General features: G+C 60.1%; 23 protein-coding genes. 12 read left to right on the top strand and 11 right to left on the bottom strand.

Features of this window, described 5'->3' with window-relative positions:
* Positions 1–163 precede the first annotated feature (163 nt).
* The 3 genes from CCX46_RS28185 to CCX46_RS28175 all read right to left on the bottom strand — a co-directional run bounded on the left by CCX46_RS28185 (position 164) and on the right by CCX46_RS28175 (position 3,211).
* The gene (locus tag CCX46_RS28185) at positions 164–1,129 is read right to left on the bottom strand and encodes an L-carnitine dehydrogenase (protein ID WP_127930060.1); all 966 of its coding nucleotides are present in this window, start codon (positions 1,127–1,129) and stop codon (positions 164–166) included.
* Between the two features lie 140 nt (positions 1,130–1,269).
* Positions 1,270–2,157: a 3-keto-5-aminohexanoate cleavage protein gene (locus CCX46_RS28180; RefSeq protein WP_016983621.1), complete on the bottom strand. Its 888-nt coding sequence runs from the start codon at positions 2,155–2,157 to the stop codon at positions 1,270–1,272.
* 109 nt (positions 2,158–2,266) lie between these two features.
* Positions 2,267–3,211 (bottom strand): choline ABC transporter substrate-binding protein, encoded by a 945-nt coding sequence (locus tag CCX46_RS28175; protein WP_127930059.1) that lies wholly within the window; start codon positions 3,209–3,211, stop codon positions 2,267–2,269.
* Positions 3,212–3,418: 207 nt separating this feature from the next.
* Here CCX46_RS28175 and CCX46_RS28170 point away from each other — a divergent pair, with 207 nt between their 5' ends.
* A complete protein-coding gene (locus CCX46_RS28170) occupies positions 3,419–4,363 on the top strand; it encodes a GlxA family transcriptional regulator (protein WP_127930058.1) in 945 nt (314 codons plus the stop codon).
* Positions 4,364–4,457: 94 nt separating this feature from the next.
* Here the strand turns inward: CCX46_RS28170 and CCX46_RS28165 are convergent, their stop codons facing one another.
* The 3 genes from CCX46_RS28165 to CCX46_RS28155 all read right to left on the bottom strand — a co-directional run bounded on the left by CCX46_RS28165 (position 4,458) and on the right by CCX46_RS28155 (position 5,730).
* Complete coding sequence (locus tag CCX46_RS28165; RefSeq protein WP_127930057.1) at positions 4,458–4,874, bottom strand: DUF3010 family protein; 417 nt, start codon at positions 4,872–4,874, stop codon at positions 4,458–4,460.
* A 29-nt stretch (positions 4,875–4,903) separates the two neighbouring features.
* Entirely contained in the window at positions 4,904–5,227 is a 324-nt protein-coding gene (locus tag CCX46_RS28160; RefSeq protein ID WP_093429897.1) for a helix-turn-helix domain-containing protein, read from the bottom strand.
* Positions 5,228–5,328: 101 nt separating this feature from the next.
* Complete coding sequence (locus tag CCX46_RS28155) at positions 5,329–5,730, bottom strand: lysozyme inhibitor LprI family protein (RefSeq protein WP_127930464.1); 402 nt, start codon at positions 5,728–5,730, stop codon at positions 5,329–5,331.
* A 234-nt stretch (positions 5,731–5,964) separates the two neighbouring features.
* Between CCX46_RS28155 and CCX46_RS28150 the strand changes: the two genes are divergently transcribed.
* The 7 genes from CCX46_RS28150 to CCX46_RS28120 all read left to right on the top strand — a co-directional run bounded on the left by CCX46_RS28150 (position 5,965) and on the right by CCX46_RS28120 (position 14,378).
* A complete protein-coding gene (locus tag CCX46_RS28150; protein WP_007911246.1) occupies positions 5,965–6,942 on the top strand; it encodes a dipeptidase in 978 nt (325 codons plus the stop codon).
* 106 nt (positions 6,943–7,048) lie between these two features.
* A complete protein-coding gene (locus CCX46_RS28145; protein WP_053124559.1) occupies positions 7,049–7,579 on the top strand; it encodes a DUF5943 domain-containing protein in 531 nt (176 codons plus the stop codon).
* Between the two features lie 15 nt (positions 7,580–7,594).
* Positions 7,595–9,655, top strand: a complete 2,061-nt coding sequence (gene dgcA / locus CCX46_RS28140; protein ID WP_127930056.1) for a dimethylglycine demethylation protein DgcA — start codon at positions 7,595–7,597, stop codon at positions 9,653–9,655.
* Positions 9,656–9,808: 153 nt separating this feature from the next.
* Positions 9,809–11,758, top strand: coding sequence for a dimethylglycine demethylation protein DgcB (dgcB, locus tag CCX46_RS28135; protein ID WP_127930055.1), 1,950 nt, complete (start codon positions 9,809–9,811; stop codon positions 11,756–11,758).
* Positions 11,758–12,978, top strand: a complete 1,221-nt coding sequence (gene etfA, locus CCX46_RS28130) for an electron transfer flavoprotein subunit alpha (protein WP_127930054.1) — start codon at positions 11,758–11,760, stop codon at positions 12,976–12,978. The genes dgcB and etfA overlap by 1 nt, the downstream gene beginning before the upstream one ends.
* 9 nt (positions 12,979–12,987) lie before the next feature.
* Positions 12,988–13,758: an electron transfer flavoprotein subunit beta gene (gene etfB, locus CCX46_RS28125; protein ID WP_127930053.1), complete on the top strand. Its 771-nt coding sequence runs from the start codon at positions 12,988–12,990 to the stop codon at positions 13,756–13,758.
* Between the two features lie 53 nt (positions 13,759–13,811).
* Entirely contained in the window at positions 13,812–14,378 is a 567-nt protein-coding gene (locus CCX46_RS28120; RefSeq protein WP_127930052.1) for a GNAT family N-acetyltransferase, read from the top strand.
* A gap of 285 nt (positions 14,379–14,663) precedes the next feature.
* On the opposite strand, the gene CCX46_RS28115 is transcribed toward CCX46_RS28120, so the two are convergent.
* On the bottom strand, positions 14,664–14,870 hold the full coding sequence (locus tag CCX46_RS28115) for a hypothetical protein (protein WP_127930051.1): 207 nt from the start codon (positions 14,868–14,870) through the stop codon (positions 14,664–14,666).
* 259 nt (positions 14,871–15,129) lie between these two features.
* Positions 15,130–16,425 (bottom strand): glycine-betaine demethylase subunit GbcA, encoded by a 1,296-nt coding sequence (gene gbcA, locus CCX46_RS28110; RefSeq protein WP_127930050.1) that lies wholly within the window; start codon positions 16,423–16,425, stop codon positions 15,130–15,132.
* 297 nt (positions 16,426–16,722) lie between these two features.
* Here gbcA and gbcB point away from each other — a divergent pair, with 297 nt between their 5' ends.
* Complete coding sequence (gene gbcB, locus CCX46_RS28100) at positions 16,723–17,823, top strand: glycine-betaine demethylase subunit GbcB (protein ID WP_007911227.1); 1,101 nt, start codon at positions 16,723–16,725, stop codon at positions 17,821–17,823.
* A gap of 340 nt (positions 17,824–18,163) precedes the next feature.
* Here the strand turns inward: gbcB and CCX46_RS28095 are convergent, their stop codons facing one another.
* From CCX46_RS28095 to CCX46_RS28085, 3 genes are all read right to left on the bottom strand, one after another.
* The gene (locus CCX46_RS28095; RefSeq protein WP_127930049.1) at positions 18,164–18,988 is read right to left on the bottom strand and encodes an SDR family oxidoreductase; all 825 of its coding nucleotides are present in this window, start codon (positions 18,986–18,988) and stop codon (positions 18,164–18,166) included.
* Between the two features lie 181 nt (positions 18,989–19,169).
* Positions 19,170–19,703: an REP-associated tyrosine transposase gene (locus tag CCX46_RS28090; protein WP_127930048.1), complete on the bottom strand. Its 534-nt coding sequence runs from the start codon at positions 19,701–19,703 to the stop codon at positions 19,170–19,172.
* Between the two features lie 305 nt (positions 19,704–20,008).
* Positions 20,009–21,049: a threonine aldolase family protein gene (locus CCX46_RS28085; protein WP_038363178.1), complete on the bottom strand. Its 1,041-nt coding sequence runs from the start codon at positions 21,047–21,049 to the stop codon at positions 20,009–20,011.
* A 126-nt stretch (positions 21,050–21,175) separates the two neighbouring features.
* Between CCX46_RS28085 and CCX46_RS28080 the strand changes: the two genes are divergently transcribed.
* The 3 genes from CCX46_RS28080 (at position 21,176) to CCX46_RS28070 (ending at position 24,684) form a co-directional block, all read left to right on the top strand.
* On the top strand, positions 21,176–21,886 hold the full coding sequence (locus CCX46_RS28080) for a TraX family protein (RefSeq protein ID WP_127930047.1): 711 nt from the start codon (positions 21,176–21,178) through the stop codon (positions 21,884–21,886).
* 273 nt (positions 21,887–22,159) lie between these two features.
* Entirely contained in the window at positions 22,160–23,413 is a 1,254-nt protein-coding gene (locus tag CCX46_RS28075; RefSeq protein ID WP_007913117.1) for a serine hydroxymethyltransferase, read from the top strand.
* A gap of 20 nt (positions 23,414–23,433) precedes the next feature.
* On the top strand, positions 23,434–24,684 hold the full coding sequence (locus CCX46_RS28070; RefSeq protein ID WP_003206307.1) for a sarcosine oxidase subunit beta: 1,251 nt from the start codon (positions 23,434–23,436) through the stop codon (positions 24,682–24,684).
* The last annotated feature ends 6 nt before the right edge of the window (positions 24,685–24,690 follow it).

Below are 24,690 nucleotides of genomic sequence, written 5' to 3'. Positions count from 1 at the left end.
TCCCCCAGGGGGGAGAGGGGGAAAGGGAGCCGATCTTTATGCTATTCAAAACTTGAGTTCGGCTCGGTGGTGCAGGTCGGCGTAGCTCGAACATTCAACTCGGTCAGTCCCCTCTACCTCTGGGAGAGGGCTAGGGTGAGGGCAGCGGTATGAAGCAAACGCATCACTCGCTAAAACTCATCCCATGCTTCTCCTTGGTAGTCTTCACCGCCTCCAGCACCGCCAGCAAGCAATCATCACGATAGCGTTCCAGCGCCGAAATGCTGTGCCGGCCAAGCTGATCACTGGTGCCATCCACCACATCATCAATCAACTTGTCGGTCAGCTCCGGCGCCGGCAGATAGGTCCACGGCAACTGCAACGCCGGGCCGAATTGCGACATGAAGTGGCGCATGCCTGCATCACCACCGGCCAGGGTGTAAGTCAGGAACGTACCCATGAACGACCAGCGCAAACCAGCGCCAAACCGGATCGCATCGTCGATCTCGCCAGTGGTCGCCACGCCGTCATTGACCAGGTGCAGCGCCTCACGCCACAGCGCTTCAAGCAAGCGGTCAGCGATGAATCCGGGCACTTCTTTGCGCACGTGCAGCGGACGCATACCGAGGGATTCGTAGACTTTCATCGCTGCCTGAACGGCCTCGGGCGCGGTGTTCTTGCCGCCCACGACTTCGACCAGCGGCAGCAGATAAACCGGGTTGAACGGGTGGCCTACCACGCAGCGCTCCGGGTGCGTCGAACTCTCGTAGAATTCGCTCGGCAGCAGGCCCGAGGTACTCGAACCGATCAACGCATCGGGCTTGGCCGCGGCGCTGATTTTGCTGTGCAGATCGAGTTTCAGGTCGAGACGTTCCGGGGCGCTTTCCTGAATGAAATCGGCATCGCGCACGCACTCTTCGATGGTCGCTACAAAGCGCAGACGATCCTGCGAAGCGCCAGACGCCAGACCGTTTTTCTCCAGCGCGCCCCAGGCATTGGCCACGCGTTTGCGCAGCGCCGCTTCGGCGCCGGGGGCCGGGTCCCACGCCACCACATCGAGGCCATGGGCGAGGGCGCGAGCGACCCAACCGCTGCCAATGACACCGCTGCCCAGCGCAGCGAAGGTTTTGATATCGGTGATAAAGCTCATGGCGATTTCCTGAATAGTTCGGCGATCAACTGTGGGAGCGAGCCTGCTCGCGAAAGCGGTGCCTCTGCTGATGAAGATGCTTCGGATGTACGGGCCTCTTCGCGAGCAGGCTCGCTCCCACAGGGGAAATGAGTGATGGTTTAACCGCGCTGGGTCAGGCCCATTTTCTTGCGGCCCTCGGCCGGGGTCAGCACCCGGGCGCCGAGGCGGCTGAGGATCTCGGTGGCGCGCTCGACCAATTGGCCGTTGGTCGCCAGCACACCCTTGTCCAGCCACAGGTTGTCTTCCAGCCCGACCCGCACGTTGCCGCCGAGCAACACCGCTTGCGCCGCCATCGGCATCTGCATCCGGCCAATGCCGAACCCGGCCCACACCGCGTCAGCGGGCAAGTTATCGACCATGGCTTTCATGGTGGTGGTATCGGCCGGTGCGCCCCACGGGATGCCCAGGCACAGCTGGAACAACGGGTTATCCAGCAAACCCTCCTTGATCATCTGCTTGGCGAACCACAGGTGACCGGTGTCGAAAATCTCCAGCTCGGCCTTCACGCCCAGCTCGGTGATGCGCTTGGCGCCGGCACGCAGTTGCGCCGGGGTGGAGACGTAAATGGTGTCGCCATCGCCGAAGTTCAGCGTGCCGCAATCGAGGGTGCAGATTTCCGGCAGCAGTTCTTCAACGTGCGCCAGACGGGTCAGCGGGCCGACCAGATCGGTGTTCGGACCGAACTCCATCGGGTTCTCGCCGGCGCCGATTTCCAGGTCGCCGCCCATACCAGCGGTGAGGTTGACGATGATGTCGACGTCCGCCTCGCGGATGCGCTCCATCACTTCGCGGTACAGCGCCACGTCACGGCTGAACTTGCCGGTCTGCGGATCGCGCACATGGCAGTGCACAACCGTGGCGCCGGCCTTGGCCGCTTCCACCGCAGCCGCAGCAATTTGTTTCGGGGTGACCGGCACGTGCGGGCTCTTGGCGGTCGTGTCGCCAGCACCGGTGAGTGCGCAGGTGATGATGACGTCGTGGTTCATGGTGCGGTTTCCTTCAGGCGTGATGGGTCTGTCCGCAGCCCTTTTCGGGACTGCGAAGCGTCGGTCAGTCCTCTCTCCCAATCTGGGAGAGGGGCTTTTCAAGAGAGGGTTATTTGCTGGTCAACTGCAGGTTTTCAGCGGCCGGTTTGCCATCGAACGTGGTCACACCTTCGAGCCAGCGCTGCTTGTCTTCCGGGTGATCCTTGAGCCATTGCTTGGCCGATTCGAAGGCGTCCTTGTGATCGAGCAGCGGCTGCATCATCCGGCTCTCGTCCTCGGCGGTGAACGTCAGGTTGGTCAGCAGGCGACCGATGTTCGGACACTGCTCGGCGTATTTCGGCGCGGTGACGGTCCACACGGTGGCCATGCCTTCGTTCGGACCGAGGGCGTCGTCGCTGCCGGTCAGATACGTCATCTTGACGTTGACGTTCATCGGGTGCGGCGCCCAGCCGAAGAACACCACAGCCTCTTTGCGGCGCACGGCGCGGTCGACGGCGGCGAGCATCCCGGCTTCGCTGGACTCGACCAGCTGGAACTTGCCGAGGCCGAACTGGTTCTTGGTGATCATTGCCTTGATCTGCGTGTTGGCGCCCGAGCCCGGTTCGATGCCGTAAATCTTGCCGCCCAGTTCTTTTTCAAACTTGGCAATATCGGCGAAGGTTTTCAGGCCTTTGTCGGCCAGATAAGTCGGCACCGCGAGGGTGGCGCGGGCATCTTTCAGGCTCGGTGCCTCAAGGACTTTGACCTGATTGGCGTCGACGAACGGGGTAATGGTCTGGGTCATCAACGGGTTCCAGTAACCGAGGAACAGGTCCAGCCGCTGATCGCGGATCCCGGCGAAGATGATTTGCTGGGACGCACTGGTTTGTTTGGTGTTGTAGCCGAGACCGTCGAGCAGGACCTGGGTCATGGCGCTGGTGGCGATCACGTCGGTCCAGTTGACCACGCCCATGCGCACGTTCTGGCACGATGCCGGGTCGGCCGCCATGACGCTGGCGCTGAAGAAAGCGGTACCGCTGAGTGCAAGAACACAGCTGCTGATCAGTCGTTTCATGTCGGGTTCCTCGGCAGGTCGTTTATTGTGAGTTCCGGTGTCTGATGCGCCGGTGATGCAAAGTTACGCAGCTGTGGGCCGGTGAAAGCGCACTGCGGCGACTGGCATTTGCACTGTAGCGACCTGTGCCCTTGAACGCCGACGACAATCGGCGTATCAACGAGCCACGCTACCCTCCCTCTCGTTACCCGCGAATCGAGTGCGCACATGTCCCAGGATTTCTACTTTTTGCTGATGCCGGGCTTCTCCGCCATTGGCTTTATCTCCGCGATCGAACCGCTGCGCGTGGCCAACCGCTTTCGTGGCGAGTTGTTTCGTTGGCATGTGTTGAGCGCCGATGGCGGGGCGGTGCTGGCGAGCAACGGCATGTCGGTCAACGCCGACGCGGCGCTGGAACCGTTGAAGAAAGGTGCGACGTTGTTAGTGGTGGCCGGGTTTGAACCGCTGAAGTTCGCCACGCCCACCCTTGAACACTGGTTGCGGCGGCTGGATAACGAAGGCGTGACCCTTGGTGCCATTGACACCGGCAGCTTCGTCCTCGCCGAAGCCGGTTTGCTCGACGGCCATCGCTTGACGCTGCACTGGGAAGCCATTGACGCTTTCAAGGAATCTTATCCACAGCTCAGCGTGACCCAGGAGCTGTTCGAGATCGACCGTCGGCGCATCACTTCAGCGGGCGGCACCGCGTCCATCGATTTAATGCTCGATCTGATCGCCCAGGCCCACGGCCCGCAACTGGCGATTCAGGTCAGCGAGCAGTTTGTGCTGGGACGGATTCGTCCGCGCAAAGACCACCAGCGCATGGAAGTGGCCACGCGTTACGGGATCAACAACAAGAAACTGGTGCAGGTGATCGGCGAGATGGAGCAGCACAGCGAACCGCCGCTGACTACGCTGCAATTGGCGGAATCGATCAAGGTCACGCGGCGGCAACTGGAGCGCTTGTTCCGGCTGCACCTGAACGACACGCCGAGCAATTTCTATCTGCGGCTAAGGCTGGAAAAGGCCCGACAGCTGCTGCGCCAGACTGACATGAGCGTGCTCGAAGTCAGCATCGCCTGCGGGTTTGAATCTCCGTCCTACTTCACTCGCAGCTACCGCGCAAAATTCGCCCGTTGCCCCCGCGAAGACCGGCGTACCGCCCAGGCATAAAATCAAAAGATCGCAGCCTTCGGCAGCTCCTACAGGGAAATGCATTCCAATGTAGGAGCTGCCGAAGGCTGCGATCTTTTGATCTTGCTGTTGGTTACTTCTTCACCAGCGCCGAACACGCCGCCTTGTAAGCCTCATGCTGATACTTGTTCAACGTCCCCGGCAGCTCGAAGTTGTGCTTCTTCGCCTGCGCATTGATCGTCTGCGGCGACAACAGAGTCACCTCACACCCATCGAGCAACTGAAACACCCCTTCAATCTTGAACGTCGTCGGCCCACCGGCAAACTCACCCTTCTTGCTGCGCTTCTTGATCGCAATCCGGTCAATCGAGTTCTCGCGCACAAACGACGCAACCTGCGCTGCGAACAGCTTCACGTTGGCCGCCTCGTCATCGTCTTCGAGGGCGATTTTCTTGGTGGCGAGGGGAATGTGGCTCAGGGTCGAACCGTCGAGAGCGGCCACGGCGATGATCGCTTCGCTGCCTTTGATTTCGATGCCGCAGATGTTCATGGGGAACTCCTTGAAGTGAAGAGGGCAGCTTACAGCTCTAGCTGATTGGCGGTGATGCCGAACGCCGACGCAATTTTCTCACGCGTAACCTTGCGAGGCTTGGCGACTGTTTCCTGCTGGGCAAACGCCGGTTGCGAAATACCCATGCGTTTGGCGACTTCTTCCTGAGTCAGGTTGAGGTGTTCGCGCCAGGCACGGATTGGTGTTGCCCCATCGACCATCCGGCTGACCACCTCATGGGGAATCAGATCGGGCTGCATTTTTTGCGCAACGTACTGCGCGTAGGGAATGACGACGAAGGCGGGGTTGCCCTCGGCGTCGTTGATGATTTGGATATCTGTGGGTAACTTCATATTGGAAAAATATAAGTCTTTTATAAGATTTCAGAATCTTTGCTTATATTTCTCCCAAGGCCAATCAACAAGAATTGACGGCATGTTACGAGTGGTCAGGATCACTCCTGCCCAATCGACTCCAAAAACTCCGACCGCTCATCACTCATCCGCGCCACGCAGTCATTCTGCGCAATTGTGAACGCCTTGCTCCCCGCCGTCGCCGGGAACGCTTCCACCGCGCAATCCGCATCCCGCGTCTTCAGCCACTGTTGCTGTGCGGTTTTGAGTTTGGCGGTGATATCAGCCAATTGCGCAGGGTTCTTGCCATACGCCGTCTGCATGCGTTCGTTGAGGCTGGCGTAGTTGTCCTTGAGCAGGTCTTCGGCGGTGGTGCGGCTGTAGGTCGAGCATTCCAGGGTCTGGACGTCGTTTTCCACCGCGTCGCAGGGGTTGTTGTCGGACTCTTCAGCGGCGTGTACGCCGGTCGCCATCAGTGCCAAAGCCAGGAAGATCGATTTCATTGTTGTCGCCGCTCTAATCCAGTGGTGTTTCCAAGATGCGGGAGATTCTGGCTCAAGCTTGCGGGCTTGAACAGGTAGCTGATCGGCGCGGCTGGCGACCCTTTGTCGCGGATTGACGCTTTCGGCAATTCCCCTGTCGTTTTTGCACCCGGTCGCCCCTGCACCGAGGCATATGCTGGCCCCAAAGCGCCGGCAGACGATTCGGCGCATGAATCGCCAATAAGGGGACGCCTGATGAGCCCAGCCGAATTACACGCCGACAGCATCGTTATCGACGGTCTGATCATTGCCAAATGGAACCGCGAGCTGTTCGAAGACATGCGCAAGGGCGGTCTGACGGCAGCCAACTGCACTGTGTCGGTGTGGGAAGGCTTTCAGGCGACCGTGAACAATATTGCTGCGAGCCAGAAGCTGATCCGCGAAAACAGCGACCTGGTGATGCCGGTGCGTACCACCGCCGACATCCGTCGCGCCAAAGAGCAGGGCAAGACCGGCATCCTTTTCGGCTTCCAGAATGCCCACGCGTTTGAAGACCAGATCGGCTATGTCGAGGTGTTCAAGCAACTCGGCGTCGGCATCGTGCAGATGTGCTACAACACCCAGAACCTGGTCGGCACCGGTTGCTACGAGCGTGACGGTGGCCTGTCGGGCTTCGGTCGCGAGATCGTGGCTGAGATGAACCGCGTCGGCGTCATGTGCGACCTGTCTCACGTTGGTTCCAAGACTTCTGAAGAAGTCATCCTCGAGTCGAAAAAACCGGTCTGCTATTCCCACTGCCTGCCGTCGGGTCTCAAAGAGCACCCGCGCAACAAGTCCGATGAAGAACTGAAGTTCATCGCCGACCACGGCGGTTTTGTCGGCGTGACCATGTTCGCGCCGTTCCTCGCCAAAGGCATCGATTCGACCATCGACGATTACGCCGAAGCGATCGAATACGTGATGAACATCGTCGGCGAAGACGCCATCGGCATTGGCACCGACTTCACCCAGGGCCACGGTCAGGACTTCTTCGAATACCTGACGCACGACAAGGGTTACGCGCGCCGTCTGACCAGCTTCGGCAAGATCATCAATCCGCTGGGCATCCGCACCGTCGGCGAGTTCCCGAACCTGACCGAAACCCTGCTCAAGCGCGGCCATTCCGAGCGCGTGGTGCGCAAGATCATGGGCGAGAATTGGGTCAACGTCCTCAAGGACGTCTGGGGCGAGTAACGCTGACTCAAGACCGCCGCCGATCTGCCCCCTCTCCTGTGGGAGAGGGCTGGGGTGAGGGCAGCGGTCACCACTGAATCCACTATTTTTCTGGAGTTAAGTTTCCATGGCCAAGATCGCCCCGCAATTGCCAATCGAAGTCGACAGCGAGACCGGTGTCTGGACCTCCGACGCCCTGCCAATGCTCTACGTGCCACGTCACTTCTTCGTGAATAACCACATGGGCATCGAAGAGGTTTTGGGCGCCGACGCCTACGCCGAAATCCTCTACAAGGCCGGCTACAAGTCCGCCTGGCACTGGTGTGAAAAAGAAGCTGAATGCCACGGCCTGGAAGGCGTCGCGGTGTTCGAGCACTACATGAAACGCCTGTCGCAACGTGGCTGGGGCCTGTTCAAGATCCAGGACATCGACCTCGACAAAGGCACCGCCAGCGTCAAGCTCGAACACTCGGCGTTCGTCTACGTCTACGGCAAGGTCGGGCGCAAGGTCGATTACATGTTCACCGGTTGGTTTGCCGGGGCCATGGATCAGATTCTTGAGGCGCGCGGCAGCAAGATCCGCACGGTTGCCGAGCAAGTTTACGGTGGCTCCGAAGAAGGCCACGAAGACGGCCTGTTCACCGTCAAGCCGTTGTAAGTCGAGGAACCCGCCATGGCTTTCGAAGCAATGTTCCAGCCGATCCAGATCGGCAAACTGACCATCCGCAACCGCGTGCTCAGCACCGCGCACGCCGAGGTCTATGCGACTGACGGTGGCATGACCACCGAGCGCTACGTCAAATATTACGAAGAGAAAGCCAAGGGCGGCATCGGCCTGGCGATCTGTGGCGGCTCCTCCGTGGTCGCCATCGACAGCCCGCAGCAGTGGTGGAGCTCGGTCAACCTGTCGACCGACCGGATCATTCCGCACTTCCAGAATCTCGCTGACGCCATGCACAAGCACGGCGCCAAGATCATGATTCAGATTACCCACATGGGCCGGCGCTCGCGCTGGGACGGTTTCCACTGGCCGACCCTGATGTCGCCGTCGGGCATACGTGAACCGGTGCACCGCGCGACCTGCAAAACCATCGAGCCGGAAGAAATCTGGCGGGTGATCGGCAACTACGCCCAGGCTGCGCGCCGGGCCAAGGCCGGTGGCCTCGACGGCGTTGAACTGTCGGCGGTGCACCAGCACATGATCGACCAGTTCTGGAGCCCGCGCGTCAACAAGCGTACCGACGAATGGGGCGGCACCTTCGAAGGCCGGATGAAGTTCGGTCTGGAAGTGCTGAAAGCCGTGCGCGCCGAGGTCGGTGACGACTTCTGCGTCGGCATGCGTCTGTGCGGTGACGAGTTCCACCCGGACGGTTTGTCCCACGAGGACATGAAGCAGATCGCCAAGTATTACGACGACACCGGCATGCTCGACTTCATCGGCGTCGTCGGCTCGGGTTGTGACACCCACAACACCTTGGCCAACGTGATTCCGAACATGAGTTATCCACCGGAGCCGTTCCTGCATCTGGCCGCCGGGATCAAGGAAGTGGTCAAGGTGCCGGTGCTGCACGCACAGAACATCAAGGACCCGAACCAGGCCACGCGCATCCTTGAAGGCGGTTACGTCGACATGGTCGGCATGACCCGCGCGCACATCGCTGACCCGCACCTGATCGCCAAGATCAAGATGGGCCAGATCGACCAGATCAAACAGTGCGTCGGCGCCAACTATTGCATCGACCGCCAGTATCAAGGCCTCGACGTGTTGTGCATCCAGAATGCTGCAACGTCCCGTGAATACATGGGCGTGCCGCACATCATCGAGAAATCCACCGGGCCGAAACGCAAAGTGGTCATCGTCGGTGCCGGCCCGGCCGGGATGGAAGCGGCCCGCGTGGCGGCCGAGCGTGGCCACGAAGTGACCCTGTTCGAGAAGAAGGAATTCATCGGCGGGCAGATCACGACTGCCTCGAAAGCGCCGCAGCGTGACCAGATCGCCGGTATTACTCGCTGGTTCCAGCTGGAACTGGCGCGGCTGAAAGTCGATTTGCGCCTGGGCACGGCAGCTGATGCCGACACCATCATGGACTTGCGTCCGGACGTGGTGGTGCTGGCGGTCGGCGGGCATCCGTACCTGGAACAGAACGAACACTGGGGTGCCGCCGAAGGGCTGGTGGTCAGCAGCTGGGACGTGCTCGACGGCAAGGTGGCGCCGGGCAAGAACGTGCTGGTCTACGACACCATTTGCGAGTTCACCGGGATGTCGGTTGCCGACTTCCTCGCCGACAAAGGCAGCCAGGTCGAGATCGTCACCGACGACATCAAACCGGGCGTGGCCATCGGCGGAACGTCGTTCCCGACCTACTACCGCAGCATGTACCCGAAAGAAGTGATCATGACCGGCGACATGATGCTCGAGAAGGTCTACCGCGAAGGCGACAAACTGGTCGCGGTGCTGGAGAACGAATACACCGGCGCCAAAGAGGAGCGGGTGGTCGATCAGGTGGTGGTGGAAAACGGCGTGCGTCCGGATGAGGAAATCTACTACGCGCTCAAAGAGGGTTCGCGCAACAAGGGCCAGATCGACGTCGAAGCGTTGTTCGCGATCCAGCCGCAACCTTCGCTGAGCGAGGCGGGCGACGGCTACTTGCTGTTCCGCATCGGCGACTGCGTGGCGCAGCGCAACACCCACGCCGCGATCTATGACGCCCTGCGGCTCTGCAAGGATTTCTAAGGACTTGCACCAAACCCTGTGGGAGCGAGCCTGCTCGCGAATGCAATCTGTCAGTGAAAGATGAGCTGACTGATTCACCGCTTTCGCGAGCAGGCTCGCTCCCACAGTAAAGCGGATCGTGTTTCTCCAGGTTGTACTGGTGGGAGCTTCACCATGTTGAACACCCTTCTTCCAATCCTGTTGTTCGCAGCTATCGGCCTTGGTGTCCTTGGCGCGTTGCGGCGGGTAGCGATGTGGCGTCGGGGCCGGGCCTCGAAGGTCGATCTGATCGGCGGCCTGTTGGCCATGCCCAAGCGTTATATGGTCGACTTGCACCACGTGGTGGCGCGGGACAAATACATCGCCAACACCCACGTGGCCACGGCGGGCGGCGCGGTGGCGTCGATTGTGCTGGCGCTGTTGGTCCACGGTTTCGGCCTGCATAACCGCATCCTCGGTTACGCCTTGCTGCTGATGACGGCAGTGATGTTCGTCGGCGCGATCTTCGTTTACCTGCGTCGGCGCAACCCGCCGGCGCGGCTGTCGAAAGGCCCGTGGATGCGCCTGCCGAAAAGCCTGCTGGCGTTCTCGGCGTCGTTCTTCCTGCTGACCTTGCCGGTGGCCGGAATCCTCCCGGAGAACTTCGGCGGCTGGGTGCTCGCAGTCATTCTTGGGATTGGCGTGCTGTGGGGCGTGTCGGAACTGTTTTTCGGCATGACCTGGGGCGGGCCGATGAAACACGCCTTTGCCGGTGCCTTGCATTTGGCTTGGCACCGTCGCGCCGAACGTTTTGGTGGTGGTCGTTCCACGGGTTTGAAACCTTTGGATCTGAACGATCCGAGTGCTCCGCTGGGTGTTGAGAAACCCAAGGATTTCACCTGGAACCAACTGCTCGGTTTTGACGCCTGCGTGCAGTGCGGCAAGTGCGAAGCGGCGTGCCCGGCCTTCGCCGCTGGCCAGCCGCTGAACCCGAAAAAACTGATTCAGGACATGGTCGTCGGCCTCGCTGGCGGCACCGATGCCAAGTTCGCCGGCAGCCCGTATCCGGGCAAACCTGTAGGCGAGCATAGCGGTAATCCACATCAACCGATCGTCAACGGCTTGGTCGACGCCGAAACCCTGTGGTCGTGCACTACCTGCCGTGCCTGCGTCGAGGAATGTCCGATGATGATCGAGCACGTCGACGCCATCGTCGACATGCGCCGTCACCTGACCCTGGAAAAAGGCGCGACGCCGAACAAGGGCGCCGAAGTCCTCGAAAATCTGATCGCCACCGACAACCCCGGTGGTTTCGCCCCGGGCGGACGGATGAACTGGGCGGCGGACTTGAACCTCAATCTGCTCAGCGAAAAGAAATCCACCGATGTGCTGTTCTGGGTCGGCGACGGTGCTTTTGACATGCGCAACCAACGCACCCTGCGCGCGTTCGTCAAAGTGTTGAAAGCGGCGAAAATCGACTTTGCCGTGCTCGGTCTCGAAGAGCGTGACAGCGGCGACGTGGCCCGCCGATTGGGCGATGAAGCGACCTTCCAGTTGCTCGCCAAACGCAACATCCAGACCCTGGCCAAATACAGCTTCAACCGCATCGTCACCTGCGATCCGCACAGCTTCCACGTGCTGAAAAACGAGTACGGCGCGTTCGACGGCAATTACCTGGTGCAACATCACAGCACCTACATGGCGGAAATCATTCAGGCCGGCGCGCTCAATCTCGGTCAGCACAAAGGCAACAGCGTGACCTATCACGATCCGTGCTACCTCGGCCGCTACAACGGCGAGTACGAAGCGCCGCGCGAAGTGCTGCGTGCGCTCGGTATCGAAGTGAAAGAGATGCAGCGTTCCGGCTTCCGTTCGCGCTGCTGCGGCGGTGGCGGTGGCGCGCCAATTACCGACATTCCGGGCAAGCAGCGGATTCCCGACATGCGCATGGAAGACATCCGCGAGACCGGCGCTGAACTGGTGGCGGTGGGTTGTCCACAGTGCACGGCGATGCTCGAAGGCGTGGTCGAACCGCGGCCGCTGATCAAGGACATCGCCGAACTGGTGGCCGACGCGCTGCTCGAAGACGCCGCGCCGAGCAAGCCTGCCACTCCGGCCAAACGTGAACCTGCGGAGGCCCACTGATGAGCGACATTATCCGCCGCGACCCGCGCGCCGAATGGATTGCGCGTAACCGCCTGCACCCGCTGCACGCGGCCATGCAACCGGCGCAACACAGCTGGATGGGGCCGAATGGCGTCATCCGCAAGAACCTGCACGGCATCGGTTTTATCGGCCCCAACGGCATCAAGCGTATCGACCGCAGCGGCGCGCAACAGGGCGGGGTGGTCAAACGATCCGCTGCTGTGGAAGTGCAACTGCCGCTGCATCAGGTGCCGGCCCCGGCGTTCTATATCACCGTGGTGCCGGACATGGTCGGCGGTCGCTTGAGCAGTCACGACCGTGATTTGTTTGGCCTCGCCCATCAACTCGCCGGCCAGGACGGCGCGGTGTTGGCGGTGGTCTTTGGCGAGCATAAGGAAAACGCTTTCGCGACCGCTGGCGTCGATCGCTTGCTGGTACTCGAAGGCGAGGAATTCAGCGGTTATGCACCGGAGCAACGGGTGCAAGGTTTGCGCGCTGTGGATAACCAGTTCAACCCGCGTCACTGGCTGCTGCCGGACAGCCGCAGCGGTGGCGGTGAACTCGGTCGACGCTTTGCGGCGGCATTGGGCGAGCGCCCGGCGACACGGGTCTGGCAGGTCAAGGATCAGGAATGCATCGGCCGCGCTGGCGCGGGGCTGCAAGACCTTGCCCGTCCCGTCGCACGGTTGATTCTGGCGGCGGCCGAATGCGCTGAACCGGTCAGTGAAACCCGTCACGAAGCGTTGCCGGTGGAGTTATCCACAAGTGTCGCGCGCAGCCTGTCGCGGATCGAAGATCTCGGCGCTGTGGCGGTCGACCCGGCAGCGATTCCGATGGCCGAAGCGGAGTTCATTTTCTCCGGCGGCAACGGCGTCAAGGACTGGGCACTGTTCCACGAAACGGCGGCGGCACTCGGCGCTACCGAAGGCGCTTCCCGCGTTGCAGTGGATGATGGCTTCATGGCCCGTGATCGCCAGGTCGGCGCGTCCGGCACTTGGGTCACCGCACGGGTTTATGTGGCTGTGGGTATCTCCGGCGCGATCCAGCACCTGCAAGGTATCGGCGCCTGCGACAAGGTGGTGGCGATCAACCTCGACCCGGGTTGCGACATGATCAAGCGCGCCGACCTCTCAGTGATCGGCGAGAGCGTAGAGATTCTTCAAGCGTTGATCGAGGCGGTGGCGGCTTACCGCAACGAAGCCAAGCGCGATGCGGCTTAAGGAAACGCTATGAACACGAAAGTTATCAGTCTGGTTTCAATCGGCGCCCACCCGACTTCCGGCAGGCCACGTCGCGCCGACCAGGACGCGCGAGCCGTGGAACTCGGCCTGCAACTGGCTGGGGATAACCTGCAAGTGCTGCATGCCGGCGACGTTGCGGAGCCGGCGTTGCGCGCCTATCTGGGTATGGGTCTTGAGCTGATGCACGTGCTGGAGCAACCAGCTGGCGCCGATGCGCTGCCGGCGTTGACCGCGTATTTGCGCGATGCCGGTGCGCAAGTGGTGCTGACCGGCAGCCAGGCGGAAACCGGCGAAGGTTCGGGGATGTTGCCGTTTTTGCTCGCCGAAGGACTGGGCTGGCCGTTGGTGGTGGGGCTGGCGCAGGTCGAGTCGATCAATGACGGTTCGGCGCTGGTGCTGCAAGCCTTGCCGCGTGGGCAGCGGCGGCGGTTGAAGGTGAAGCTGCCGTTTCTCGCGACTGTGGATAACGCTGCGCCGAAGCCTCGGCAGAGTGCCTATGGCCCGGCGCGACGCGGGGTGCTGGAGGCTGACGACGTCGAGGTCGTAGACGACGAGCTCTTGGCTGTCGCCACCCTGCAGCCGGCCAAACCAAGGCCCAAACGCCTGAAAGTGATCAAAGCCAAAAGCGGTGCCGACCGCATGAAAGCCGCGACCGCCAAAGCCAGTGGTGGCGGTGGACAAGTGCTCAAAGGCGTCACCCCGCAGGCTGGCGCCGAAGCCATCCTCAAACTGCTGATCGAAGAAGGTGTCGTCCGCTGACATCCCAAATCCCTTTCCTTCAGGTCAGCGGCTTACCCACAGGAATAATGTGAATGACAGTTGAGTTTCGACCTGCCCGGCGCACGGATGCGCGCGACATTGCGCGTTTGTTTCAGATCTCCTCGGAGGGCGCCTCGGATTACATCTGGAGCCAGTTGGCGGAGCCGGGCGAGACGTTGCTTGATGTCGGTGAGCGGCGCTATGCCCGCGACGATGTGGATTTTTCCTGGCAGAACTGCCTGATCGCTGAGGCCGAAGGCTGTGTGGTCGGGATGATGCACAGCTACGTCATGCGCGAAGACCCAGACCCGACACCGCCCACCGATCCAGTGCTGGCGCCTTACGCCGATATGGAGGTGGCGGATACGCTGTACATCTCCAGCCTGGCGCTGCACGAAGGCTGGCGTAATCAAGGATTGGGCGTGCAGTTCCTCCAACATGCCCAGGCGCGCGCCGATCAACTCACGCTCAAAGGCCTGAGCCTGATCGACTACGCCGCCAATACTGGCGCTCGGCGGTTTTATGAGCGACATGGCTTTGGCATCGTCAAAACCTGTCAGGTGGTACCGCATCCGATGATTCGGGTGACGGGTGAGGCCTATCTGATGCACCGCGCCTGAATCCGGTTATCCACTGACGAGTGTTTACTCACAATCCCTGTTGGTCAGTCTGTGGATAACGTGTTTGCCCATCACTGCACGTCACGCCGGCCGTGGCCTGCAGGCTTCAGATCAAAAAACAACCAGCCTAAGTTACGGTTTTTACGGGATTTTTCGTCGGGATAACTTCCGTAGTTACCCCCGATCTCTGTTGGCGCTTCTGTGGATAAGATGTTCGCTGTCCGCTGACAGCCATGCAAAACGTGGCTTTCAAAGGTTTGATCAATAACTGATCAATTTGCACTTTTAATCGGATGAATCTTCCGAAACCCCCGATTTTTCGCATTCTTCAGCACTTTTCCACAGCAGATGCAAAGTTACCCCCGATCTCTGTTGGCGCTTCTGTGGATAAGGTGTTTGCCATCCGCTGAAGGCCACGATCTGTGTACCTTTCAGCCTGTTGATCAAAAAACGATCATTGCCTTTCGAAAACCGTGCTTCTGGATAAGTCACGGTTTTTCTTTGCAAATCAGTGAGATATTTTTTGAGTCATCCACAGTTGTCCCCATTTGCTGTGGGTGGCTATGTGGATAACTTGTTTGCGGAAGGCTGGGGGGCTTGGTGGGTATGGTGTGTGGGGTGGTTGATCAGAAATTGTGCAATCCGTTTCAGAGATGTAATGACTTTCATGACGCCTTCGCGAGCAGGCTCGCTCCCACATTTGGAATGCATTCCACCTGTGGGAGCGAGCCTGCTCGCGAAGCTTTTGCTTTTAGCCCTGAACCGGGACGCCTTTGAGGTAAGGCGCAGGCTCGGCGCCAAGGTTGTTCAGCAGACGCTCGCTGTACCAATCAACGAAGTTGACCACGCCGAACTCGTAGGTCTTCGAGTAAGGCCCAGGCTGATACGCCGTCGAGTTGATCCCGCGCTGGTTCTCTTCCGCCAGTCGGCGATCCTGATCGTTGGTCGCATCCCACACCTGACGCATGCGATCAACATCGTAATCGACGCCCTCAACCGCATCCTTGTGCACGATCCACTTGGTGGTGACCATGGTTTCCTGGGCGCTGATCGGCCACACGGTGAAGACGATGATGTGGTCGCCCATGCAGTGGTTCCACGAGTGCGGCAGGTGCAGGATGCGCATCGAGCCGAGGTCCGGGTTCTTGATCCGCCCCATCAGTTTCGCGCAGCCCTGTTTGCCGTCGAGGGTCATCGACACGGTGCCTTTGAGCAGCGGCATGCGCACGATGCGGTTACGCAGGCCGAAACTGGCGTGGGCGTAAGGAATCTTCTCGGCTTCCCAGGCAGCGGCGGACGCAGCAACGTGATCCTTGAACGCTTGATCGGCGCGCGGGTCGGTGACGTCGTCCCATTCCAGCAGGGTTTTCAGCAGTTCCGGGTGCGACGCGTTGCAGTGGTAGCACTCGCGGTTGTTTTCCAGCACCAGTTTCCAGTTGGCCTTTTCGAACAAGGTGGTTTGAATCGCCACCTTGGTGTTCTCCATGTCGTACGGTTCCATGTAATGGTTCAGTGTCGACAGGAAGTCATCGATGGCCGGCGGGTTCTCCGCCAGACTGATAAAGATGTAGCCGCCGGCGGTCTTCACGTTCACTGGTTTGAGGCCGTATTGCTTCATGTCGAAGTCGGCGCCCATCTCGGTGCCGGCGAACAGCAGGCGACCGTCCAGTTCATAGGTCCACTGGTGGTAGTGGCAGACCAATTTGGCGACCTTGCCTTTTTCACTGGTGCACAGACGCGAGCCACGGTGACGGCAGACGTTGTGGAATGCATGCACGACGCCCTCGGCGCCACGGATGACGATGATCGGATTCTTGCCGATCTGCAGGGTCAGGTAATTGCCCTTGGCCGGAATTTCGCAGGTCATGCCGGCGATCAACCACTCCTTCTGGAAGATCTCCTGCATGTCGATATCGAAGAGCCGCTCATCGCTATAGAACGGTTGCGGCAGCGAAAAGGTGCGCTCGCGCTCTTGCAGCATTTGTGCGGTGGCCTTGCGTGCGGGTTCCAGCGGATCGCCCAGGCTGATTTTTGCGGTGACGTCCATCGATGTGATCCTCATGGCCATCTGCGTGGCCGGCGAAAAGTGGCTGATCAGGTGTGCTGCTAACGGTTGCTACGCAAGGTGTAAAGAAGCTGTCTTGGTGTTGGGGCGAGTGTGGGCCCGGCGCAGGGCGCAACCTTATCCATGGGCGACATGGTGCAATCTGTTCCCGACGCGCAACCCCCGGTGGTTGGGGGCTGGTCGCGATAAGTATGCCGATGTCGCGGATAGGTAAACGGGCGGTTCGCGCTATACGCAGAATCGCCGACATGAGGCCGACAGTCGGCCGTGGAGAACAGCATGTCCAACAGCTTCCTGAATCCGGTCACCACCCAGACCTGGGCCAATGGCCGACACATCGTCCGTTGCGTCAAAGTCATCCAGGAAACCTGGGACGTGCGCACCTTCTGCTTTATGGCTGATCAGCCGATCCTGTTCTTCTTCAAGCCTGGGCAGTTCGTCACCCTGGAGCTGGAAATCGAAGGCCAGCCGATCATGCGCTCGTACACGATCTCCAGTTCGCCGTCGGTGCCGTACAGCTTTTCGGTGACGATCAAACGCGTGCCGGGTGGCAAGGTCTCGAACTGGTTGCACGACACGCTTCATGAGGGGCAAGAGTTGGCGGTGCACGGGCCGGTCGGGCTGTTCAATGCCATCGACTTTCCGAGCCCGAAAGTCCTGTACCTGAGCGGTGGCGTCGGCATCACGCCGTGCATGTCGATGGCGCGTTGGTTCTACGACACCAACGCCAATGTCGACATGACCTTTATCCACAGCGCGCGCTCGCCGAAAGACATCATCTATCACCGCGAGCTGGAACACATGGCGTCGCGGATCGACAACTTCAGCCTGCACCTGATTTGCGAGAAGCACGGCTTGGGCGAACCATGGGCCGGTTATCGCGGTTACCTGAACCACAAGATGCTCGAATTGATGGTGCCCGACTTCCTTGAGCGCGAAGTGTTCTGCTGCGGCCCGACGCCGTACATGAATGCGGTCAAGCGTTTGCTGGAAGTGGCCGGTTACGACATGTCGCGTTATCACGAGGAATCCTTCGGCGCCACGCCACCGGAAGCCCGTGCCGATGCGGTGGAGCAAGCCGAGCAGGCTGCGGATGCGCCGGAAATCGATGCGGCGGATCTGCATCAGGTCGAATTCACCTCGTCCGGCAAGAGCATTCGTGTGGCACCGGGTGAGACGGTGCATGCGGCGGCGGCCAAGCTGGGCTTGATGATTCCGAAGGCGTGCGGGATGGGGATTTGCGGGACGTGCAAGGTGTTGAAGCTGGGCGGCGAGGTGGAGATGGAACACAACGGCGGGATTACCGAGGATGACGAGGCGGAAGGGTTTATCTTGTCGTGCTGCAGCGTGCCGAAGGGGGATGTGCGTATCGATTTCTGAGTGGGGCGGGTTTTTGCGTACGGCTTGCCCCTCACCCCAGCCCTCTCCCAGAGGGAGAGGGGGCCGACCGAGTTGTCCAGGGTTGTACATCGACCTGAACGACCTTATCGATTATGGATTCGGCAAAGCAGTTTCAGGTCGGCGTACTCCTTGAGCATCCCCCAATCAGTCCCTTCTCTCTTTTGGAGAGGGACTGACCGAGTTGTTTTCACGAGGTACACCGACTTGATATATCGAGTCGACTATGGATTCGGCAAAGCAGTTTCAGGTCGGCGTGATTCTCAAATATCCCCCAATCAGTCCCCTCTCCCTCTGGGAGAGGGCTAGGGTGAGGGGCTTTTCAGTCAACAAACAAATCCGGCATCAACGCCGCGTCGCTTTCTCGATCAAAGCGATATTGATCGAACTCAGTCACGCCGCTCTCCCGCAAAATCTCCTCATCAATCAACAACCGCCCGGTAATCTGCCGTCCACTACTATCCAGAATCACATGCGCCGCATCCGCCATGATCGCTGGCGTTCGCGCCTGCTTGAACGACTCCCGATTCCCTAGCTGAAACTCGATCGCCGCCGTGGCAATCATCGTCTGCGGCCACAGCGAGTTGACGCTGATCCCATAACTGGCAAATTCCTCGCTCATCCCCAGCGTCAGCATGCTCATGCCGTACTTGGTCACGGTGTACGGACTGAACTGCGCAAACCACTTGTTCGCCAGATTCAGCGGCGGCGACAGGTTGAGAATGTGCCCGGCGGATTTCTTCAGATAGGGCAGGGCGGCCTGGCTGCACAGCAGCACCGCGCGGGTGTTGATCTGGTGCATCAGGTCGAAACGCTTGAGTTCGATGTGTTGCACGCCCGTGAGCTTGATCGCCCCGGCGTTGTTCACCAGTGCATCGATGCCGCCGAAGTGCTCGTTGGCCTGGGCCAGTGCCCGGCGCACCGCGTCTTCATCACGCACATCCAACTGCATTGCCAGAGCCTTGCCGCCCGCCGCTTCGACTTCGGCGGCGACGCTGTGGATGGTCCCGGGCAATTTGGCGTGGGGTTCGGCGCTCTTCGCCGCAATGACGATATTGGCGCCGTCCCTCGCAGCACGCAGCGCGATCTCACGGCCAATGCCACGGCTGGCGCCGGTGATGAACAGGGTTTTGCCTTGTAACGACATGCCGATGCTCCTGCTTATTGTTATCTGAGCGGAGGGCTCGACAGACAATGTAGACCAAGTCTTCGCGGGCGAAGTTGATCGTTCCCACGCTCCGCGTGGGAACGATCAGTGCGGTGGAGTCAGATCTGATCGTTCCTACGCTCTGCGTGGGAATGCAGCCCGGGACGCTCTGCGTCCCATTTCAATACCAGCACTGAACCTCGATCAGCCCCGGCATTCCCGCGTAATCCCTGGCGCTCGAATAACGCCAATGCTCCGGCAAATCCACATATCCGCGTTTCACCGGGTTGTTGTGAATGTATTCAAGCTTCTGGCGCATCACCGATTCGCTATAAACCATTTCTGCGTGAGAACCTTCCTGCCATAACTGGTAAACCCGATCCTGCTTGTGCGCACGTTTGCTAAAGCGCAGCCGTTGCAGGGTTTTGTCAGCGCCTTTGCTTTGCAAGTCATCAATAATCTGTCGAGCAGTGAATGATTTGAACTGGCTGAGGCATTTACTCAGGTCGGGCGCCTGAGCGACGAAGTGAAGATGGGTTTCCAGAATCACGTAGCCGTACAGCTTCAAGTCATGGTGGGTCTGTTGATAACGCCAGCAGTTGAGCAGGTGGTCGACGATGTAGGGACGGATGAACAGCGGTAACCATTCCATGATCGTGCAAGTCAGGAAATGCGGTTTGTCGGTTTCGGTAAAGGTGTAGCGGCTGCGGCCCATGGGATTCTTCCTTGAATCTTGCGGTGCATTGGAGATGGAACGCGGAGCGTCCCGGGATGCGTTACCACGCGGAGCGTGGGAACGATCAGGGTGAGGCGGGTGGGATGATTGCGCTAGAAGAGAAGTCTGGTATTACGGTGGGAAAAGTCATCTTCGGCCGAAGATCGTTCCCACGCTCTGCGTGGGAATGCAGCCATTGACGCTCTGCGTCATAGCGGTGTTTAGCGTCTGGGGGATGGAACGCGGAGCGTCCCGGGAGGCATTCCCACGCGGAGCGTGGGAACGATCAGTGCACTGGCCTCAGGTCAGGCGGACATGACTTCGCGGATGTCGCGGGCCAGTTCGCGGACGCGTTCTTCTTCGGTGTCCCACGAGCACATGAAGCGTGCGCCGCCCTTGCCGATGAAGGTGTAGAAGCGCCAGTTCTTCGCAGTCAACGCGGCGATGGCCGGTTCGGATAATTGCAGGAACACGCCGTTGGCCTGTACCGGGAACATCAGTTCGACGCCGGGAATGTCGCTGACCAGTTCAGCGAGCAATTGTGCGCAGTGATTGGCGTGGCGGGCGTATTTGAGCCAGGCGTCGTTTTCGAGGATGCCGACCCACGGTGCTGACAGAAAGCGCATTTTCGACGCCAACTGACCGGCCTGTTTGCAGCGGTAGTCGAAGTCTTCCGCCAGTTTGTGGTTGAAGAACAGGATCGCTTCACCCACGGCCATGCCGTTCTTGGTGCCGCCGAAACACAGCACATCGACACCAGCCTTCCAGGTCAGATCCGCTGGCGAGCAGCCGAGGAAGGCGCAGGCGTTGGAGAAGCGCGCGCCGTCCATATGCAGGTGCAGGCCCAGTTCCTTGCAAGTCGCGCTGATGGCGCGGACTTCTTCCGGGGTGTAGACGCTGCCGACTTCAGTGGCTTGGGTCAGGGTGACCACACGCGGTTTCGGGTAGTGAATGTCCTGGCGCTTGAGCGCGACTTCGCGGATCGATTGCGGGGTGATCTTGCCGTTTTCAGTGCCGGCGATCAGCAGTTTCGAGCCGTTGGAGAAGAATTCCGGGGCGCCGCATTCGTCGGTTTCGACGTGGGCGGTTTCCGAGCAGATCACGCTGTGGTAACTCTGGCACAGCGACGACAGGGCCAGCGAGTTGGCGGCGGTGCCGTTGAAGGCGAAGAACACTTCGCAGTCGGTTTCGAACAACTGGCGGAAATGGTCGGACGCGCGTGCGGTCCATTCATCGTCGCCATACGCGCGTTGGTGGCCGTGGTTGGCCTGTTCCATTGCAGCCCAGGCTTCAGGGCAGATACCGGAATAGTTGTCGCTGGCGAATTGTTGGCTCTTGTCGGTCATGGCCGGCTTCCGTGGTCGAGACTCTTGTGAAGGCTCGTGGTCAATGATGGTGCGCACTTTACCGAAGATCTTCCGGGGAGCACACGGGATGTCGCTGTCAGAACATTACATGGACGCAGGCCGATTATGCACCTGACTAAACGCGACGGCGCGCTGGATCTGCTCAAGTGGCTGGCGCTGTTGAGCATGTTGTTCGATCACCTGCGATATGTCGGGTTCTCCGCCGATTGGCTGTACGTGCCGGGGCGGTTGGCGTTTCCGTGGTTTTGTCTGGCGATGGCGGCGAATCTGGCGCGCGATGGATTGCGGAGGATGGAATGGCGCTACTTGGGCTGGTTGTTATTGTTCAGTGCCGTGAGCGAGATTCCCTATCGGCTGTACATTCCCGACCCCGATACGCTGAACGTGATGCCGACGCTGGCGCTGGGCTTGTTGGTGGCGCGGGGGTGGCAGGATCCAACGATCATGTCGCGATTGCTGGGCGTTGCTGCGCTGATGCTGGCCGCCATGTTTCCGGAACGACTGATGTTTGGTTTCTTCGGGGTGTTGCTGCCGTTGGCGATGCTGCTGGTGTTTCGCCGCCCGTGGTATTTCAGCTTGTTGCCGGGTTTGATATGCCTCGCAGCGAATCAGTGGCAAGTGCTTTACGACTCGGCAAGGTTCGGTAGCAGCGTCGCCATTCTTGGTATTGCCACCTGTCTGTTTGCGCCAATGCTGGGGATGTTCCTGTTGCGACATGCGCGACATCTCCAGCCACCGGCGATGCGCCGCTGGGCCTACGCCCTCTATCCCACGCATTTCCTCCTGCTGCTACTTATCCGCCAGCTCGCCGCATAACCCCCTGTAGGAGTGAGCCTGCTCGCGATGGCGGCGTATCAGCCAACATTTGCTCATCTGACCCACCGCCATCGCGAGCAGGCTCACTCCTACAAGGGATCTGCGCAGATTCAACAAGGCATTTCAGGCCATGTCGTAAACGCACCTTTGCGTGGCGCGCGCAGGCATTTGAGCTGTCTGCGCCGGTCATACCATCGGCATCAAAGGGCACTGCCTTCATTGCCAGTGCCTTACCGAGACGAATGGCGCACAGATGCCGCTGGGAGAGACGCGATGTTCAGCAAGCAAGACCAGATCCAGGGTTACGACGATGCACTGCTGGCGGCGATGAATGCCGAGGAGCAACGTCAGGAAGATCACATCGAGCTGATCGCGTCGGAGAACTACACCAGCAAACGCGTGATGCAAGCGCAAGGCAGCGGCCTGACCAACAAATACGCCGAAGGCTATCCGGGCAAGCGCTACTACGGTGGCTGCGAGCATGTGGATAAAGTTGAAGCACTGGCCATCGAACGCGCCAAGCAACTGTTCGGCGCCGATTACGCCAACGTCCAGCCACACTCCGGTTCATCGGCCAACAGTGCTGTTTACCTAGCGCTGATCCAGCCGGGCGACACCATCCTCGGCATGAGCCTGGCCCACGGCGGTCACCTGACCCACGGCGCCAAAGTGTCGTCCTCGGGCAAGCTCTACAACGCGGTGCAGTACGGCATCAACACTGACACCGGGCTGATCGATTACGACGAAGTCGAGCGTCTCGCCGTCGAATCCAAGCCGAAAATGATCGTCGCCGGTTTCTCCGCTTACTCGAAGACGCTGGACTTCCCGCGCTTCCGTCAGATCGCTGACAAGGTCGGCGCGCTGCTGTTCGTCGACATGGCCCACGTCGCCGGTCTGGTTGCCGCCGGTCTGTACCCGAACCCGCTGCCGTACGCCGACGTGGTCACCACCACCACCCACAAAACCCTGCGCGGTCCACGTGGCGGCTTGATCCTGGCCAAGTCCAACGAAGAGATCGAGAAGAAGCTCAACGCTGCCGTATTCCCCGGCGCTCAGGGTGGCCCGCTGATGCACGTCATCGCCGGTAAAGCCGTGTGCTTCAAGGAAGCGCTGGAGCCAGGCTTCAAGGCTTATCAGCAGCAAGTGATCGACAACGCTCAGGCGATGGCCAGCGTGTTTATCAAACGTGGCTACGATGTAGTGTCCGGCGGTACCGATAACCATTTGTTCCTGGTCAGCCTGATCCGTCAGGGCCTGACCGGCAAAGATGCCGACGCCGCCCTCGGCCGTGCACACATCACCGTCAACAAGAACGCCGTGCCGAACGACCCGCAATCGCCGTTCGTGACCTCGGGCCTGCGCATCGGCACCCCGGCGGTCACCACCCGTGGCTTCAAGGTGACCCAGTGCGAAGTGTTGGCGGGCTGGATCTGCGACATCCTCGACAACCTCGGCGATGCCGATGTCGAGGCCAATGTTGCCCAGCAAGTGTCGGCCCTGTGCGCAGACTTCCCGGTTTATCGCTGAGTGTTCTGGAGTAACTGACTATGCAACGCTATTCGGGCTTCGGCCTCTTCAAACACTCCCTCAGCCACCACGAAAACTGGCAGCGCATGTGGCGCACGCCAACGCCGAAGAAGGTCTACGACGTGGTCATCGTCGGCGGCGGCGGGCACGGTCTGGCGACGGCTTACTACTTGGCCAAAGAACACGGCATCACCAACGTCGCCGTGGTCGAGAAGGGATGGCTGGGCGGCGGTAACACCGCGCGCAACACCACCATCGTGCGCTCCAACTACCTGTGGGACGAGTCGGCGCACCTCTACGAACACGCAATGAAACTGTGGGAAGGCCTGTCGCAGGACCTCAACTACAACGTGATGTTCTCCCAGCGTGGCGTCTACAACCTGTGCCACACCCTGCAGGACATCCGTGATTCCGAGCGTCGGGTCAGCGCCAATCGCCTCAACGGCGTCGATGGTGAACTGCTCAACGCCAAGCAAGTCGCTGACGAGATTCCGTACCTCGACTGCTCGAAAAACACTCGCTACCCGGTGATGGGCGCGACCGTTCAGCGTCGCGGCGGCGTCGCCCGTCACGATGCCGTGGCCTGGGGCTTTGCCCGTGCCGCCGATGCCTTGGGCGTGGACTTGATCCAGCAGACCGAAGTGATCGGTTTCCGCAAGGAAAACGGCGTGTGCATCGGTGTTGAAACCAACAAGGGTTTCATCGGCGCCAAACGCGTTGGTGTGGTCACGGCCGGTAACTCCGGGCACATGGCCAAACTCGCCGGTTTCCGTCTGCCGATCGAATCCCACCCGCTGCAAGCGCTGGTGTCCGAGCCGATCAAGCCGATTATCGACAGCGTGATCATGTCCAACGCCGTGCACGGTTACATCAGCCAGTCCGACAAGGGCGACCTGGTGATCGGCGCCGGTATCGACGGTTACAACGGCTACGGCCAGCGCGGTTCGTACCCGGTGATCGAGCACACCATTCAAGCGATCGTCGAGATGTTCCCGGTGTTGTCCCGCGTACGCATGAACCGTCAGTGGGGCGGCATCGTCGACACTACCCCGGACGCTTGCCCGATCATTTCGAAAACCCCGGTACCGAACATGTTCTTCAACTGCGGTTGGGGCACCGGTGGCTTCAAGGCAACGCCTGGCTCGGGCAACGTGTTTGCCGCGAGTCTGGCCAAGGGTGAAATGCACCCGTTGGCCGCACCTTTCTCCATCGACCGTTTCCACAACGGTGCGTTGATCGATGAACACGGCGCTGCTGCGGTTGCCCATTAACAGGAG

This window comes from Pseudomonas sp. RU47, from assembly GCF_004011755.1.
Classification (GTDB): Bacteria; Pseudomonadota; Gammaproteobacteria; order Pseudomonadales; family Pseudomonadaceae; genus Aquipseudomonas.
This window is presented reverse-complemented; position numbering and strand designations above follow the sequence as displayed.

Bases quoted from the DNA above. Each gene is read 5' to 3' on its own strand.
- CCX46_RS28170 (WP_127930058.1), top strand. From the start codon at position 3,419: ATGTCCCAGGATTTCTACTTTTTGCTGATGCCGGGCTTCTCCGCCATT.
- gbcB (WP_007911227.1), top strand. From the start codon at position 16,723: ATGTCCAACAGCTTCCTGAATCCGGTCACCACCCAGACCTGGGCCAAT.
- CCX46_RS28070 (WP_003206307.1), top strand. From the start codon at position 23,434: ATGCAACGCTATTCGGGCTTCGGCCTCTTCAAACACTCCCTCAGCCAC.
- dgcB (WP_127930055.1), top strand. From the start codon at position 9,809: ATGTTGAACACCCTTCTTCCAATCCTGTTGTTCGCAGCTATCGGCCTT.
- CCX46_RS28075 (WP_007913117.1), top strand. From the start codon at position 22,160: ATGTTCAGCAAGCAAGACCAGATCCAGGGTTACGACGATGCACTGCTG.
- CCX46_RS28145 (WP_053124559.1), top strand. From the start codon at position 7,049: ATGGCCAAGATCGCCCCGCAATTGCCAATCGAAGTCGACAGCGAGACC.
- CCX46_RS28165 (WP_127930057.1), bottom strand. From the start codon at position 4,874: ATGAACATCTGCGGCATCGAAATCAAAGGCAGCGAAGCGATCATCGCC.
- CCX46_RS28095 (WP_127930049.1), bottom strand. From the start codon at position 18,988: ATGTCGTTACAAGGCAAAACCCTGTTCATCACCGGCGCCAGCCGTGGC.
- etfB (WP_127930053.1), top strand. From the start codon at position 12,988: ATGAACACGAAAGTTATCAGTCTGGTTTCAATCGGCGCCCACCCGACT.
- CCX46_RS28180 (WP_016983621.1), bottom strand. From the start codon at position 2,157: ATGAACCACGACGTCATCATCACCTGCGCACTCACCGGTGCTGGCGAC.
- CCX46_RS28155 (WP_127930464.1), bottom strand. From the start codon at position 5,730: ATGAAATCGATCTTCCTGGCTTTGGCACTGATGGCGACCGGCGTACAC.
- CCX46_RS28150 (WP_007911246.1), top strand. From the start codon at position 5,965: ATGAGCCCAGCCGAATTACACGCCGACAGCATCGTTATCGACGGTCTG.
- etfA (WP_127930054.1), top strand. From the start codon at position 11,758: ATGAGCGACATTATCCGCCGCGACCCGCGCGCCGAATGGATTGCGCGT.
- CCX46_RS28160 (WP_093429897.1), bottom strand. From the start codon at position 5,227: ATGAAGTTACCCACAGATATCCAAATCATCAACGACGCCGAGGGCAAC.
- CCX46_RS28085 (WP_038363178.1), bottom strand. From the start codon at position 21,049: ATGACCGACAAGAGCCAACAATTCGCCAGCGACAACTATTCCGGTATC.
- gbcA (WP_127930050.1), bottom strand. From the start codon at position 16,425: ATGGACGTCACCGCAAAAATCAGCCTGGGCGATCCGCTGGAACCCGCA.
- CCX46_RS28185 (WP_127930060.1), bottom strand. From the start codon at position 1,129: ATGAGCTTTATCACCGATATCAAAACCTTCGCTGCGCTGGGCAGCGGT.
- CCX46_RS28120 (WP_127930052.1), top strand. From the start codon at position 13,812: ATGACAGTTGAGTTTCGACCTGCCCGGCGCACGGATGCGCGCGACATT.
- CCX46_RS28175 (WP_127930059.1), bottom strand. From the start codon at position 3,211: ATGAAACGACTGATCAGCAGCTGTGTTCTTGCACTCAGCGGTACCGCT.
- CCX46_RS28090 (WP_127930048.1), bottom strand. From the start codon at position 19,703: ATGGGCCGCAGCCGCTACACCTTTACCGAAACCGACAAACCGCATTTC.
- CCX46_RS28080 (WP_127930047.1), top strand. From the start codon at position 21,176: ATGCACCTGACTAAACGCGACGGCGCGCTGGATCTGCTCAAGTGGCTG.
- dgcA (WP_127930056.1), top strand. From the start codon at position 7,595: ATGGCTTTCGAAGCAATGTTCCAGCCGATCCAGATCGGCAAACTGACC.